Raw genomic sequence first — 15211 nt, forward strand, 5'->3', positions numbered from 1 at the left:
GAGTCCCTCTACGCCCATTTTCAGGTTTTGGCGAGTAGGAAGAAGGGCACGCACATTGGCTCTGCATGAATGCAGAGGTCAGTAGAAATTTTGCGGGTCAATATCAACGGTCAGCCTGATGTCACCTTTCAGCCGCAGCGGTGCTATCCAACGGGCGATGGCATCCTGAATTGGCGCTCCTTTGGGGGCTTTGACCAGCAGCCGCACCCTGTGTCGCCCGCGGATACGCGCAATGGGCGCAGGCGCTGGACCAAAGACCTGCGCACCGATCTGCCGCAACGGGGCGTCGTTGCGGGCCATGGCGTTGCCGATGTCAAAAACGGGACCGACCTCGGGGCCAGACAGAACGATACCGGCCATGCGTCCATAGGGAGGAACACCGGCGGCCAGCCGCCCGGCGGCCTCGGCTTTCCAGAATCCTTCTTCATCGCCCGAAAGGATGGCGCGAATGACGGGATGTTCCGGTTGAAAGGTCTGCAACAGCGCCTGTCCGGGCTTATCCGCGCGCCCGGCGCGGCCAGCCACCTGCCGCATCAGCTGGAATGTGCGTTCGGCGGCGCGCAGGTCCGCCCCATGCAGACTGAGATCGGCGTCAATGACACCCACCAATGTCAGTTTCGGAAAATTGTGCCCCTTGGCCACCAGCTGCGTACCAATGACGATATCGGCGTCACCGGCAGCAATCTCTTCGATCTTTGCTTTCAATGCGCGCGCCGATCCAAACAGATCGGATGACAGCATGGCAATATTTGCCTCGGGAAATGTTGCCTTAGCCTCTTCAGCCAGCCGTTCGATCCCCGGCCCGACCGGGGCCAGCTTGCCCTCGACCTGACAGGAGGGGCAGACCTCGGGCATGGGTTTGGTCTCACCGCATTGGTGGCACATCAGACGCTTGAGAAACCGGTGTTCAACCATGCGCGCATCGCAGTGATCACAGGCAATCTGCTCGCCACAAGCCCGGCACAGGGTGACCGGCGCATATCCCCGGCGGTTAATAAACAGAAGGGATTGTTCACCCCGCTCGATCCGCTGATGGACGGCCTGCCGCAGCGATGGAGAAATCCACGTCCCCGGCTGCATCTTCTCGGCCCGCATGTCGATGGGCTTCATCTCGGGCAACACCGCATCGCCAAAGCGCGAAGTCAAATCGAGCCGCTCATACTTGCCTGCTTCGGCATTGGCCCAGCTTTCCAGTGACGGCGTCGCACTTGCCAGAATAACGCGCGCGCCGCAAATGGCGGACCGCAGCACAGCCATGTCACGGGCGCTGTAATGCACACCATCTTCCTGTTTGTACGAAGTGTCATGTTCTTCATCGACCACGACCAACCCAAGATTGCGAAACGGCAGAAACAGGGCCGAGCGCGCGCCGACAACAAGCTGTGCATCGCCCTGCCCCACCATGCGCCAGACTCGTCGGCGTTCGGTCATCGTCGCGCCCGAATGCCACTCTGCCGGGCGCGCGCCGAAACGTGCCTCAACGCGCGTCAGGAATTCGGCGGTCAGGGCAATCTCGGGCAGCAGAACCAGCGCCTGCCGCCCCTGGCGCAACGCTTCGGCGACGGCCTCAAGATAAACCTCGGTCTTGCCCGAGCCGGTGACGCCTTTCAGCAAGGTCGTGCCATAATCACCCGTTCGCAGACCAGATTGCAGGGTTTCCACTGCTGCGGCCTGATCATCGGTCAACGCCTTGCCCGGCAGATCCGGATCCAGATGTGGATAGGGCAGATCGCGCGGGCTGTCTTCTTCGCGAACCGCACCGAGTTTGACCAACCCCTTCACGACTGAAGAGGTCACACCCGCCTGTTCGGCCAGTTCCTTCAGCGTAAAGGCCAACCCGCCGTAGTCGCGCAGCACCTCCAACACACGGGTCCGCGCGTCGGTCACCCTGTCAGGGTCCCTGTCGCCAAGCCGATAAATTTTACGCATTGAAGGTGGGTCGCCCAGCCCAGGCGCCCGCGTCGCCAATCGCAACATCGCTGGCATCGGAGTCAGCGTGTAATCGGCGACGCGCCCCAGAAACAGGCGCATCTCTTCGCGCATCGGCGCGACTTCAAGCACCCGGATCACCGAGCGGGCCTTGGCAAGGTCAAAGCCACCCTGCCCCGGCCCCCAGACCACGCCCAAGACCTTGCGCGGGCCCAGCGGCACCTCGACAAAAGCGCCCAGAAAGCACCCGCCCTCGGGCGCCTTATAGTCAAGCGTTCGGTCCAGCGGTTGGGCGGTCAGCACCGCCACCAGCTCACCTTGGTCGAAAAACTCCTGAGTGCTCAATGCATATCCTTGGCAAGGGGTTCCAGCATGGGTCTCTTTGAGGTAAAGCCATCCGCGACCAAGGCCAACCCATCAAAGGACTGCCCGCATGAAATTCTTCGTAGACACAGCCGAGATCGACGCAATCGCCGAACTGAACGATCTGGGCATGGTGGACGGTGTGACCACCAACCCTTCGCTGATCCTGAAGTCAGGCCGCGATATTCTGGAAGTGACCAAGGAAATCTGCGATCTGGTCGACGGACCGGTCTCGGCCGAGGTCGTGGCAACCGAAGCCGACGAAATGATCGCCGAAGGTCGCAAGCTGGCCAAGATCGCCCCGAATATCGCTGTCAAAGTGCCGCTGACATGGGCGGGCCTGAAAACCTGCAAAACGCTTAGTGACGAAGGCCAGATGGTCAATGTGACCCTCTGTTTCTCGACCAATCAGGCGATTCTGGCCGCCAAAGCCGGCGCAACTTTCATCTCGCCCTTCATCGGGCGTCTGGATGACATCAACCTAGATGGCATGGACCTGATCGCCGATATCCGTCAGGTCTACGACAATTATGGGTATGAGACCGAAATCCTCGCCGCCTCGATCCGCACGGTGAACCACGTGACCGACAGCGCCCGCATCGGTGCCGACGTGATCACCGCACCACCCGCCGTGATCAAAAAGCTGGCCGATCATCCGCTGACCGATAAAGGCCTTGAAACTTTCCTGTCCGATTGGGCCAAAACGGGTCAGAAAATCCTCTGATTCTGCGCGAACCCGCGCGGCGCCCCTGGCGCCGCGCTCGGCCCAGCTGCTTTGAATCTGATCTCGGATCAGATCTCTGCAGACCGGAGTTTTCCCGACCACATTCCCCGCGAAATTCAAATTGACGCTCATTTTTCCCGAGGCAGATCCGGCAAGCCGTGCTATAAGGCCAAAAAATAAAAAAGACCGGACAGGACATGAGCAGCAACACCATACTCAAGGACACCTTGCGCGAGGCGATTCTGGCCGAACCAGATGCCATTCTGGATGACAAGGACCTGATGCAGGCCCTCGTCACCGCAAATGAGCAGGCGCGCGGGAATAACGTCATCGACCTGCGCGGCATAGCCATGCAACGGCTCGAGGCCCGGCTGGACCGGCTGGAGGATACGCACCGCTCGGTCATTGCGGCAGCCTATGAAAATCTGGCCGGCACAAATCAGGTTCATCGGGCCATTCTTCGGCTACTTGAACCGGTCGGATTTGAGGAATTCCTGCATATACTTGGTGCAGATGTGGCTGACATACTGCGTGTCGAACGCATTACGCTGGTTCTTGAAACGACGGCAGTCCAGAAAGACCCGGCAATCTCAAGACTGGCAGGCGTTCTGGCCATCGTCGAACCCGGTTTCGTCGACAACTATCTGACCTTTGACCACAGCGGCCCAGCACGCGAGGTCGTCTTGCGTGAAATCATCCACCCCGCGCACAGGATATTCGGCAGTGATGCGGATCACCTGCGCTCCGAAGCTTGTCTGAGGCTGGATTTGGGCGAAGGCCGCCTGCCTGGCATGATCATCATGAGCGCAAAAGACCCCAGGCACTTTACGCCAAAGCTGGGCACGGATCTTCTGACTTTCTTTGCTGGTGTCTTCGAACGGTCGATGCGCCATTGGCTGTCGTGAGCCTTATTTCTCCGGCTTGTCGTGACGCACTGCGAAACTGGCTTGATGGCCTGGGGGCCTTGTCAGGCCGGTCCGAAAACACGCTGACCGCCTATCGGGGGGATGTGTCCGAATTTCTGTCCTTCATGACACTGCACCATAGCGAAAGTCAGGGGATGGCGGCGATTGCACGGATTACAATCTCGGACATGCGGGCATGGATGGCCGATCAGCGCGCATCCGGCGTTGGCTCGCGCTCGCTTGCGCGCAAACTTTCCGCTGTGAAAACCTTCTACCGTTGGCTTTCCGAGCGTGAAGGGTTTGAGCCGACCGCAGTTCTGTCGACGCGCGCCCCCAAATTTACCCAAAAACTCCCTCGACCCATGGCCGAGGATGCCGCACGTGCGATGATTGAAACGGTCGAGATGCAATCCGCCAGCGACTGGGTTTCTGCCCGCGACGTTGCGGTCGTTACTCTTTTATATGGCTGCGGTTTGCGTATTTCCGAGGCTCTCTCACTGACCGGAGCGGATACTCCTTTGCCCAACTCGCTGCGGATCACCGGCAAGGGAAACAAGGAAAGGGTCGTCCCGGTCCTGCCGGTCGCGCAAACAGCTGTAGATCAATATGTAAAGCTGTGCCCCCATACCCAATCCAGGGAGAAGGCGCTGTTTCGCGGGGTTCGCGGAGGCCCCCTGAACCCCCGAGCCATTCAGGGGGTGATGGCCAAAGCGCGCCAGCAGCTTGGGCTGCCCTCCACTGTAACACCCCATGCCATGCGCCACAGTTTCGCGACCCACCTGCTGTCTGCGGGCGGTGATCTACGCACCATTCAGGAATTGCTGGGCCACGCGTCGCTGTCCACCACCCAAGCATATACTGCGGTCGACACGGCGCGCCTGATGGAAGTTTACAACCGCACCCACCCAAAAGCCTAAGCAAACGCTATCCACATTGACCGGGCTTTTGGTTTGCATCTGGCCCGCGCATCATTCAAGAGACACCATGACACACAGATTCAAAGCTCTTTCCGTACATCTATTCACCGCGACCGGCGCCGTATTTGCAATGCTCGCCATGCTGGCCGCCGTCGAAGAGAAGTGGAGCCTGATGTATCTGTGGCTGGTCGTCTCGTTCATTGTGGACGGTATCGACGGCCCCTTGGCGCGGCACTATCACGTCAAAAAAAACGCCCCGGAATTTGACGGCGTGCTTTTGGATCTGATCATTGATTACCTGACCTATGTGTTCATCCCGGCCTTTGCCCTGTTCAAATCGGGCTTGATGGACGGCTGGACCGGCTGGTTCGCCATCATCGTCATCACCTTTGCCAGCGCCATGTATTTCGCCGACACGCGGATGAAAACGAAGGACAACTCCTTTTCCGGCTTTCCGGGCTGCTGGAACATGTTCGTCATTGTGATCTTCGCGCTCGAGCCCAATTTCTGGGTTATCCTGCTGCTGGTGACGCTGCTTTCGCTGGCGATGTTCCTGCCATTGAAGTTCATCCACCCAGTGCGCACTGAACGCTGGCGCAACGTTTCATTGCCGATGGCATTTGCCTGGACCTTCTTCGCCGGATGGGCTGCCTGGGTCGATTTCCACCCCGAAAGCTGGGCCCATTGGGGTCTGGTGATCACCAGCTTGTATCTGGTGTTCGCAGGAATTGCCCAGCAGGTGATCCCGCCGCGCAAAGCTTAAGGTCACAGGACCTCCTGCACCTCGAACTCGGTTCCGTTATGGGCGAACACATCACCCTGTTGCAGGCCAGCCATCGCCAGGTAAATTGGGCTTTGGGTTGAGATGCCCATATAGGTTTTGCCGTCCACTTCGAACCGCGTGGTCGAGACGCAGACCACAAAGCGCCGGTTGTTGAACTTGACCACCGCACCCGGTTGCACCCTGTCGGTCAGATCAAAATCCGTATTCTCGATCACATCGATCTTGGCATGATGAGCATGAACCGGCGCATCGAAGGCTGCTGCCAGATCGGCATTCTCACGCGAGGCCGCGATGTCATCCTTGTCATGCCCTTCCCGGTCATCAAGCTGCGAATCTTTCAGGAAAGCGTCGTAATGCGCCTGCGCGGTCGCAAGCTCTTGCTCTTCAAGTGACATAAGGCGGTCGATGATGGCCTTTTTACGAGCTGCCAGGTCTGGTTGATCGGTCATACCATGCGATCCTTTGAAATCTCTATTTGAAACAAATTGGGCATCAACCAGCGGGATTGCAACAGAATTCCGCTTTCTAGATCAGCAGACCGGCGGCGCGTTCATGGCGCAACAGCGCGACTTTGGTTTCAATCCCGCCATCACCTGAAAACCCGCCCAGCCCGTTTGCGGCCAGCACCCGGTGGCAGGGGATAATCACCGGAATGGGATTGGCGCCACAGGCCTGCCCCACAGGTTGCGGGGGCTGACCGAGTTCCTTCGCGAGATCACCATAAGTTCTGGTTTCGCCCAGCGGAATGGCAAACATCAGGTCGCAAACCTGACGCAGGAATTCCGACCCCTCGATACGGTAAGGCAGATCGAACCTGTCCAACCGCCCCTGATCATAGGCGCGCAGCTGCGCGGCGGCCTCCTGCAACAGGGGCGTGACTTCGCCCTGATTGCCGCCATTCCAGATCAGACGCGTCACCGCGCCATCTGTTCCTTCAACACCCAAAGTCCCGAAACGGGTCTCAACCGCAATCATTCCCATGCGAACAGGCTGACAGAAACCGCGCGCATCACAACCCGAATTCTGCGGATCCGGATCTTCATCTGGCCAAAAATACCTCGGAGCGCGAGGCAGAGCCTCGCAAAAGACTCCCCCTCCGCCGCAGAACGTCGACTAGTTCAGCGCGTCGTTACAGCGCCCGCACACGCCGTCATGTGCATGGCGCCCCACATCAGGCAGGATTTTCCAGCAGCGCTGACATTTCTCGCCCTCAGCCTTTTCGAACACCACGGCCACGCCTTCGATTTCCGGCACGCGGAACGCCTCGGCCGGGGCCGGATCTCCGGTGACGGTCAAACCGGACGTGATGCACATGTCATCGACGTCAAACGTTGTCAGAAGATCGCGGGTTTCACCATCTTCGACATGCACGATCGGTGCGGCCTCAAGGCTGGAACCGATGACCTTATCCTGTCTCTGAACTTCGAGCGCGGCAGTCACAGCGCGGCGGACCCGGCGGATCTTGGCCATGCCAGCCTCAAGCTCGGTATTGCGCCAGTCGGCAGGCGTCTCAGGGAAGTCCACCAGATGGACCGAGCTGTCGTCACCCGGGAAACGCTCCAGCCAGACCTCTTCCATAGTGAAGACCAGAACTGGGGCCAGCCATGTGGTCAGACGGTGGAACAGTATATCCAGCACGGTGCGCGCGGCACGACGGCGCAGATTGTCGCCGTCGCAATACAGCGCATCCTTGCGGACGTCGAAATAGAAGGACGACAGATCAACGGTTGCAAAGGTGAACACCGCACTGAATACGCCCTGGAAGTCGAAAGACGCATATCCTTTTCGCACCTGTTCATCCAAATCGGCCAGACGGCTGAGCACCCAGCGTTCCAGGCGCGGCATATCCGCAGGGTCCACCCGGTCGGCCTCAGAAAAATCAGCCAGCGAGCCCAGCATGAACCGCATGGTGTTGCGCAACCGACGATAGCTGTCGGCGGTGCCCTTCAGGATTTCAGGTCCGATCCGCTGGTCAGCGGTGTAATCGGTCTGAGCCACCCACAGGCGCAGGATATCGGCACCGTATTGCTTGATGACCTCTTCGGGCACGATGGTGTTTCCCAGCGATTTGGACATCTTGTTGCCCTTGGCATCGAGCGTAAAGCCATGGGTCACCACGTTGCGATAGGGCGCGCGGCCCTTGGTGCCGCAGGCCTGCAGCATGGACGAATGGAACCACCCACGATGCTGGTCGGTGCCTTCCATATATACATCGGCGATGCCGTCCTCGGTGCCGTCCTCACGGTCGCGCAGCACAAAGGCATGGGTCGAGCCCGAATCGAACCAAACATCCAGAACGTCGAACACCTGATCCCAGTCATCCGGGTTATAGTCATTGCCCAGGAAGCGCTCTTTCGCGCCGTCAAGATACCAGCAATCGGCCCCGTCCTGTTCAAACGCTTCTTTGACGCGCGCATTCACGCCAGGGTCGCGCAGCAGAAAATCGGGATCGGTCGGCAAAGCGCCCTTCTTGGTAAAGCAGGTCAACGGTACGCCCCAGGCGCGCTGGCGCGACAGAACCCAGTCTGGCCGGGCCTCGATCATGGAATACAGACGGTTCCGGCCGGTCTGCGGGGTCCATTTCACCAGCTCGTCGATCGAACGCAGGGCGCGTTCGCGGATGCTATCGCCCATTTCGCCCATGCCGTCGTCCAGTTTGCGGTCGACCGAGGCAAACCATTGCGGCGTGTTGCGATAGATGATCGGAGCCTTCGAGCGCCAGGAATGCGGATAGCTGTGCTTGATCTTTCCGCGCGCCAGCAACCCGCCAACCTCAACCAGCTTATCGATCACGGACTTGTTGGCATCACCCTCACCGCCCTTGCGGGACAGGATGTATTTGCCGCCAAAGAACGGCAAATCAGCGCGGAATGAGCCGTCGTCCATCACGTTATAGGTGATGACCTGTTCCAGCATGCCCAGATCACGATAGAGTTCGAATTCCTCCATCCCGTGCGACGGCGCACAGTGGACGAACCCGGTACCTTCGGTATCGGTCACAAAGTCAGCGGCGCGGAAATCGCGGATGTCGTCCCATTCGCCATTGCCGCCCTCGGCACCGGCCAGCGGGTGGGTCAGTTGGACAGATGATAGCTCATCTGCTGTGACATCACGGACGCGGGTCCACTGGTCGTCGTTCAAGCGGGCGCGGCCCAGCACGTCAGCGGCCAGATTGTCCGCCAGCAGGAACTTGTCGCCAACAGCAGCCCAGCATTCCTCTGGCGCATCAGTGACTTCGTACAGCCCGTAGGAGATGTCCTTGCCATAGACCACAGCCTTGTTCGACGGCATGGTCCAAGGTGTCGTCGTCCAGATCACAACAAACGCGTCATCCAGATCGCCCGCATTCACAACCTTGAACTTCACCCAGATGGTGAAGCTTTCCTTGTCGTGATACTCGACCTCGGCTTCGGCCAGCGCGGTTTTTTCAACCGGCGACCACATGACTGGCTTGGACCCCTGATAGAGCGTTCCGTTCATCAGGAACTTCATGAACTCATCCGCGATCACAGCCTCGGCGTGATAGTCCATGGTGATGTAGGGATCGGCCCAGTTGCCGGTGATGCCCAGACGCTTGAACTCTTCACGCTGGATGTCGATCCAGCCCTCGGCGAACTTGCGGCATTCCTGACGGAAGTCGACAACGTTCACCTCGTCCTTGTTCTTGCCCTTCTTGCGGTACTGTTCCTCGATCTTCCATTCGATCGGCAGACCGTGACAATCCCATCCTGGCACATAGCGCGCGTCGTGGCCCATCATCTGATGGCTGCGCACGATCATGTCTTTGATCGTCTTGTTCAGCGCGTGACCGATGTGAAGGTGACCGTTCGCATACGGAGGGCCATCGTGCAGGGTAAAGGGCGTGCGGCCCTGTTTTTCACGCAGGCGGTCATAGACACCGATCTCTTCCCAACGTTCCAGCCATGCGGGTTCGCGTTTGGGCAGGCCTGCGCGCATGGGGAAATCGGTTTTCGGCAGGTTCAGCGTGTCTTTGTAATCAGGTGTTTGGGTCGTGTCGGCGCACATTGGGGGCGTCCTTTGGATGATCTGGTCGTATTGGGATCGAAGCGGTCGGTGCGAGTTCTCAAACACCTTTGCCCGGCGTCTCAGTGGTCAGAGCGCCGGGGAAATAATTCGAATAATGATGGCCAGACGGGCATACATGGCCGCGCTTATAGGACGCCCACAGCTAATGGTCCAGAGGTTCCGCCCCTTGTGGCGATTGGCGCAGCTTTGCCCAGCGATTCAGCCACGCCAAACCGGCCAGTGCAAGCCCCAGCGCCAGCAGCGAAAAGACCCGGATCAGGCCGCCCAGCCCGGCGATGTCGATCAGAAATACCTTAGCCACGGCCAGTCCGATCACAACCAGCCCCACTTTGCGCAACAGGTCGGACCGACGGGCCAAAGATTGATAAAATAGCGCCGCGCCTGCAATCAAAAGGGCCAAGGTATAGGTGTAAAGCTCTGGTTGGCTGACCCCAGCCCCGACATACATGCCACCGGGACCCTGCCAGAAATGACGAATAGAAGCACCCAGCCAATATGCTGCAAGCGCACCCGCAAGACCGAAACAGCCCTGCCGCAACCAAACCGGCATCGGTTCAACGCGCCAGGCTGACATGGCAAGGACCCCGGCAGGAAGAAGGTAGGCTATGGCAAGCGTGTTCATCAGCGCAGGCCCCAACACGGGATCACTGTGCAAATAAAGAACCGGATTTGCCTCGGTCAGCGCTTGCGCAAGTCGGAACAGGGCATGGGCGGCAAAGAACGCCGCCAGCCCATAGCGGACATAGTTCAACGGCCCGCCCAAAGCGAACCGCCGTATCTGTGCCGCCGCCAACAGCAGCCAGATCACCGCCATCAGGCCCAACCCCCAATGGCTGTCCTCCATCCCTCCTTGACCGAACCCTTCCAGCCAGCGCAGCAGCAGCAATGACAGCAATATCCCCGCGGTTGCCCAGGATGCACTTTCCAGCAGCAAGATAGCCACGGGGCGGTTCAATCCCCGGATCAGGCCCCAGGCGAGAACATATCCAAGGGTGGCGGCGCCATAGACCAACGTCATTTCACCGACCGGCACCGTATTGGCCCAGTACAGGCCCGGGTTCAGGATCAGCCGCACAGTCACTGTGAAGACCCCGGCCCAGATAAACCAACTGAGCTGAGGCAGGTTGAACCGACGATCCAGCGCGGCAGCGGCTACAACGGTCACAACCAGCGCAATCGTCAAGGCGCCAGAACTCAGCACGATGACACAGGCAAATGCAAGACAGGACAGCGCGGATAACGTGGCCAGCGCAGGACGTATACGTTGTTCACCATCCACGCGCGCATAGCGTTCGGCAAAGACCACCATCAAGGCACCCAGAGCCATAGCGTGCAGCCCCCAGAAATACGCGCCCAAAACCTCGGCCGGGCGCCAAGCGATCTCAAGAGCGATGGCAAGTATAGGTGCGGTTATTACCGCCCCAGCCGCCCAGACCACGCCATGGCGCCCCTGCTGAATCGACCGCCACGCCGCCGCAACCGAAAGGGCTGCACTCAGTGCCACAAGCAATGTCACGACAAAGGGAAAATCCGCCTCGGGGGTTTCGGCATAGGTCTCAGCAAAACGCTGTGCGACTTTGCCCCGATCCCACCCCTGGAGAAATACAAGCCAGACAAGGCCAACAATCGGGAAAACACTGATGTCCTGAAGTGCCCTCGCCCCGCTTGTCCAAACGATCATCGCAAAGGCCAGACCAGCCAAAAGCGTCAGGCTCAACCAGAACTCACCGGCGGAATCCGGCCAGTGCAGCGCCAGGATGGCCGAGCTGACCGCAACCGCACCGAATGCCAGACGCGTCGGAAACTCGGGCCATGCCTCGCCGCTTTGGCGTCGGATCATTTCGCTGACCATCGGGCCGGTGTGATCAGGCCAAATTCGCCGGACCGGAATCGCAATAGTGATGAGCGCAAAGGCGGTGATGCAGGTCAGATAGCCCGGCTCTGTCATCGGTTCCGACAGGACCAGCAGCAGACACGAAGAATAACCTCCGACCAGTGTCAGAACCGAAATCCAGGCCCATCGGCGGACGGTGTCTATGCCCAGGCCCAGAACCGTTATGGTTAGGAAGTAGCCATATAACCAGGTCGGATCATCCGAAGAGCCACCGACCAAGAATGGGGCGGCAAAGGCACCTGTCAGTCCGACAGCTGCCAATAGCGGACCATGGAACCAGCCCAAAACCAGCCCGACAGATGCAACGCCAATCATGGCGACAAGCGCAAATTCAGGGCCGATCAAGCCATATAGTTGCCGCGCCGCCAGAACGCCGCCAAACAGTGTGACCAGCCCCGCGCCTGAGAACACCGAGGGCAAATAGGCGCTCGCGGAGTCCACGCCATCGCCATAGCGCCTGCGAATGACCTCTCCGCTGACAATCAGCGCCGCGCCAAACAGCAATGCGGCAACGACACGTGCCGACGGCGGCAGCAACCCGTTCTCGACGCCGTATTGCACCAAGAAAATTCCCGCCAGTGCCAGCGACAGTGCCGAAACGACATAGAACCAGTTTTCCTGCAGCCATTCCTGCAGCAACGCGAAACGGTCAGAGCTGAAAACCAGTGCTTCTTGAGGAGATTGCGGGGGGATTGGCTGTTCGGTCTCAGGTTGGTCGGCTATCGGCCACACTGGAGGCGCTTTGGTCGGAATATCCTGCGCCTTGGGCTCGGGCTCTGTCGCGGGTTCTGGTTCAGTTTTGATGCCTTGTTTCAGTGACAGGATGTCCGCCTCTAACCGGACGACCCGCCGCCGCAACCGAACCTGACTGACAAGCAGCAGCACAATGGTCAAAGGAATAGCCAGCGCAACCAACGCAAGAAGGACCAGAAGGGATTCCAACCTGTTTCTCCTATCAAATTCTCTGCAGGCTAACCTGATGCATCAGGTAGAAACAGTCCGGAATACCGTCCTGCATACCGCGACATGGCCTGAAATCAAAACAGGTCTATCGAAGGGCGGGAAATCATGAGCCAGACTATGGCCAAAACGGCCAGAAATGCGGGGATCCCACATGCAAACCAAAGCCGGAACAATATGAAATACGAACGCGGCAGAGCAGTATCGCGATCTGCCGCCTCTTGCGCGAGGTTCCGCATCTTTATCTGCAGCCAGACGACCGGCAGCCAGAAGACCCCGGTCAAGACATACAGCAATAGTGACAGCAGCACCCACCCTTCGACCAGTGACCAGCCCAATCTGAAGGCCAGCAAGCCACCTGAAATTGGCTGCAAAACAACGGCGGTTGTGGTGAACAGCATATCGGCCAGCACCACGATTGCCGCCGTCTGGGCGATGAAACGCGGGTCGCGTGACCGATGGGACATCAGCATGAAGAATGCGATTCCGGCCCCGGTTCCCAACAAGACGCATGCCCCGATCAAATGAACCCAGCGCAAGATCAAATCCGGGTCCATCATCGGCTTTTCACCATTGGCAGTGTGACCAGAGACAACATGATCGCGGGCATGACCTTAACAAGCGGTCCAAGCGGGTCGAGCCACAAGGCAGGAGCCGTAATTGAGGCCGCCAATAAGTAGAATACCGCCACACAAAGCTGAGCGATGCAGGCGCGTTCTGCCCATGGTCGCCAAAGGATCGCAAGCCCCAGACCGATATCGACACATGACCAGAACAGCACGCTGGCCACAGCGGCACCACTGGTCCAGCCTGCGACGGTCAGAACCTGTGTGGCCTGCGACAAGGCCAGCACTCCGAAGACACCTGAGAGGACCCAGAACAGGCTGAGCGCTGCAACCGTCAACGGCATCAGCAACGATATTCGTGCTGCCAACCTGTGTTCGCGTGAACAGGCCATGCTGCGGTAGATCTCGGGCATTGAGCGCATGGATTGACCTGTAACCTTACGATATGGGGCCGGGTCGCCCAGCACGCCGCTAGCCATGACTGTCATTGCGTTGCTGCGCAGGGGCGACCGCCACCCCAAGCGCCCAAGTTGATCGGCGCAACCGGCGGCGAACTTAGCAACCACAGCCGGTGCCGTTATCCGAACACGTGCCTTAGGGAACCCCATCCAACGGCGGGTTTCGTCCAGAACCTCGGACAGCGAATGAGCCTGATCCTCGACCAGATCATAGGTTCCCTGTGGCAACGTCTCATCAACGGCCGCCGCCACGGCGCTGCACAAATCGGCCATTCCAACACATTGAACGAGCGTCTGCGGATAGGCGATCGGTTGCACAAGCGGAATTGCGGCCAGCATGCGCAACAAGGTCGTTCCACCATAGTCAGTCTGCCCGATCACAAGGCCCGGCCTTAGAATCCACAGCCGCACACCACTGGCCTGCAAGGCGGAATCCCCGGAGGCTTTGGTGCGCATAAATTCCGTGTCGGCCTCTGGGCTGCTTCCGGTTGCAGAAATCTGTATCACGGCAATGCCGCGCGCGGCGCAGGCCTGCCCGAGGGCGGCAATCGCAGTGTGATGCACCGCCTCGAGATCGTCCTTTGGTCCGTCCTGCAACGCCCCGGCGCAGTTCACGATACAATCAAAACCTGACAGAATTTCCCGCCAATCGTGTGGGTGCGTGAGCTGGCGCAAATCTCCCTGAGCCAAAGACATCCCGGGCAGGATTTTCTCACCCAGGTTTGTATCGCGCACAAGGCCGCATACATTGGCACCTCGATCCGAAAGAGACCGCATCATCGCCGCGCCGATAAACCCATAAGCGCCTAGAACAAGTATATTTTTCCCAGAACCTTGCATCGGGCACCTTACCTGCTGAAGTTGCGCCCCAACCTAGCGGGTCGAGCGGCAGCCGTCTGCGGCACCGGGCAAACTGCGACAATTCCGACCGCTAGGGGTGAAACAGTGAACCGACGAAATAGGCGATTGCGGCAGCGGCCCCACCAATCAGCAGCGTTTCGATCCCTGACCGCCACCACGGAGCCAGCGACCAGCGGCTTTTGAGGGCACCAATGGCAAAGAAAACACCCATCGTCATCCAGGCCGAAGCAGCAAATGCCCGGTCCACCGAAAACAGAAACGGCAAAAGCGGAACCATGCCGGCCACAAGAAAAGCAAAAAACGTCGCCACCGCAGCTTTGCGCGGATGCGGATCGACGCTGCCCAGGCCATATTCTCCCTCGATCATCAGGTCGATCCAGTTGTCATGGTTTTCCGTGATCGCATCGGTGGCTTCGTCCAGCACACGGCCCGACAGTCCTTTCTGGGCTAAAATCTCGCGCACCTCGTTCCGTTCACCATCGGGGTAAAGATGTATATGACGCTCCTCGATCGCGCGAATGCGCCGGATGTTATCCAGTTCAGCCTTGGTGCCCGAGTAATTCCCCGCCGCCATCGAAAACCCGTCAGCCAGCACATTGGCCAGCCCCAACGCTATGATGATGAACGGTGACAGCCCCGCCCCGGCAACGCCCGCAACGATGGCAAAAGTGGTGACTGATCCATCGATCCCGCCGTAAACCACATCACGCAAAACGCCACGCCCCGGCGGCGCGTTGATACGTGCCGCGATTTCTTGCTGGCTGTGTCCATGGTCTGTCATGGGTGCCTCCTGCTTTGTTATG

At 59.1% G+C, this 15211-nt stretch carries 12 protein-coding genes; 4 read left to right on the top strand and 8 right to left on the bottom strand.

The window, feature by feature from the left end; all coding sequences use genetic code 11:
- Window positions 1–78: 78 nt before the first annotated feature.
- Window positions 79–2274, bottom strand: a complete 2196-nt coding sequence (locus AC2FLB_RS16230) for a primosomal protein N' (RefSeq protein ID WP_496709648.1) — start codon at window positions 2272–2274, stop codon at window positions 79–81.
- Window positions 2275–2362: 88 nt separating this feature from the next.
- On the opposite strand from AC2FLB_RS16230, the gene fsa reads away from it, so the two are divergent.
- The 4 genes from fsa (at window position 2363) to AC2FLB_RS16250 (ending at window position 5601) form a co-directional block, all read left to right on the top strand.
- The gene (gene fsa, locus AC2FLB_RS16235) at window positions 2363–3016 is read left to right on the top strand and encodes a fructose-6-phosphate aldolase (RefSeq protein ID WP_496705381.1); all 654 of its coding nucleotides are present in this window, start codon (window positions 2363–2365) and stop codon (window positions 3014–3016) included.
- A 197-nt stretch (window positions 3017–3213) separates the two neighbouring features.
- Window positions 3214–3921 carry a DUF484 family protein gene (locus AC2FLB_RS16240; protein ID WP_496690474.1) on the top strand — a complete coding sequence of 236 codons (708 nt, stop codon included), beginning with the start codon at window positions 3214–3216 and terminating at the stop codon, window positions 3919–3921.
- The gene (locus AC2FLB_RS16245) at window positions 3918–4838 is read left to right on the top strand and encodes a tyrosine recombinase XerC (protein ID WP_496705383.1); all 921 of its coding nucleotides are present in this window, start codon (window positions 3918–3920) and stop codon (window positions 4836–4838) included. The genes AC2FLB_RS16240 and AC2FLB_RS16245 overlap by 4 nt, the downstream gene beginning before the upstream one ends.
- A gap of 67 nt (window positions 4839–4905) precedes the next feature.
- The gene (locus AC2FLB_RS16250; protein WP_271952286.1) at window positions 4906–5601 is read left to right on the top strand and encodes a CDP-alcohol phosphatidyltransferase family protein; all 696 of its coding nucleotides are present in this window, start codon (window positions 4906–4908) and stop codon (window positions 5599–5601) included.
- A 2-nt stretch (window positions 5602–5603) separates the two neighbouring features.
- On the opposite strand, the gene AC2FLB_RS16255 is transcribed toward AC2FLB_RS16250, so the two are convergent.
- The 7 genes from AC2FLB_RS16255 to AC2FLB_RS16285 form a co-directional block, all read right to left on the bottom strand.
- The gene (locus tag AC2FLB_RS16255; protein WP_142640155.1) at window positions 5604–6071 is read right to left on the bottom strand and encodes a GreA/GreB family elongation factor; all 468 of its coding nucleotides are present in this window, start codon (window positions 6069–6071) and stop codon (window positions 5604–5606) included.
- 76 nt (window positions 6072–6147) lie between these two features.
- Window positions 6148–6603: a methylated-DNA--[protein]-cysteine S-methyltransferase gene (locus AC2FLB_RS16260; RefSeq protein WP_496692328.1), complete on the bottom strand. Its 456-nt coding sequence runs from the start codon at window positions 6601–6603 to the stop codon at window positions 6148–6150.
- Between the two features lie 132 nt (window positions 6604–6735).
- Window positions 6736–9648, bottom strand: a complete 2913-nt coding sequence (ileS, locus tag AC2FLB_RS16265; RefSeq protein ID WP_496709649.1) for an isoleucine--tRNA ligase — start codon at window positions 9646–9648, stop codon at window positions 6736–6738.
- 163 nt (window positions 9649–9811) lie between these two features.
- Window positions 9812–12505, bottom strand: coding sequence for a DUF2339 domain-containing protein (locus tag AC2FLB_RS16270; RefSeq protein ID WP_496709650.1), 2694 nt, complete (start codon window positions 12503–12505; stop codon window positions 9812–9814).
- 95 nt (window positions 12506–12600) lie between these two features.
- Window positions 12601–13080, bottom strand: coding sequence for a DUF2269 family protein (locus AC2FLB_RS16275; protein ID WP_281996071.1), 480 nt, complete (start codon window positions 13078–13080; stop codon window positions 12601–12603).
- Entirely contained in the window at window positions 13080–14387 is a 1308-nt protein-coding gene (locus AC2FLB_RS16280; protein WP_496709651.1) for an SDR family oxidoreductase, read from the bottom strand. The genes AC2FLB_RS16275 and AC2FLB_RS16280 overlap by 1 nt, the downstream gene beginning before the upstream one ends.
- A gap of 91 nt (window positions 14388–14478) precedes the next feature.
- Window positions 14479–15189 (bottom strand): VIT1/CCC1 transporter family protein, encoded by a 711-nt coding sequence (locus AC2FLB_RS16285; protein WP_281973820.1) that lies wholly within the window; start codon window positions 15187–15189, stop codon window positions 14479–14481.
- Between the last annotated feature and the right edge of the window lie 22 nt (window positions 15190–15211).

The organism is Ruegeria sp. CDSA236 (assembly GCF_059611285.1).

Coding starts and splice junctions, on each gene's coding strand:
- AC2FLB_RS16285 (WP_281973820.1), bottom strand. CDS start 15,189: ATGACAGACCATGGACACAGCCAGCAAGAAATCGCGGCACGTATCAAC.
- AC2FLB_RS16255 (WP_142640155.1), bottom strand. CDS start 6,071: ATGACCGATCAACCAGACCTGGCAGCTCGTAAAAAGGCCATCATCGAC.
- fsa (WP_496705381.1), top strand. CDS start 2,363: ATGAAATTCTTCGTAGACACAGCCGAGATCGACGCAATCGCCGAACTG.
- ileS (WP_496709649.1), bottom strand. CDS start 9,648: ATGTGCGCCGACACGACCCAAACACCTGATTACAAAGACACGCTGAAC.
- AC2FLB_RS16240 (WP_496690474.1), top strand. CDS start 3,214: ATGAGCAGCAACACCATACTCAAGGACACCTTGCGCGAGGCGATTCTG.
- AC2FLB_RS16250 (WP_271952286.1), top strand. CDS start 4,906: ATGACACACAGATTCAAAGCTCTTTCCGTACATCTATTCACCGCGACC.
- AC2FLB_RS16275 (WP_281996071.1), bottom strand. CDS start 13,080: ATGGACCCGGATTTGATCTTGCGCTGGGTTCATTTGATCGGGGCATGC.
- AC2FLB_RS16280 (WP_496709651.1), bottom strand. CDS start 14,387: ATGCAAGGTTCTGGGAAAAATATACTTGTTCTAGGCGCTTATGGGTTT.
- AC2FLB_RS16260 (WP_496692328.1), bottom strand. CDS start 6,603: ATGGGAATGATTGCGGTTGAGACCCGTTTCGGGACTTTGGGTGTTGAA.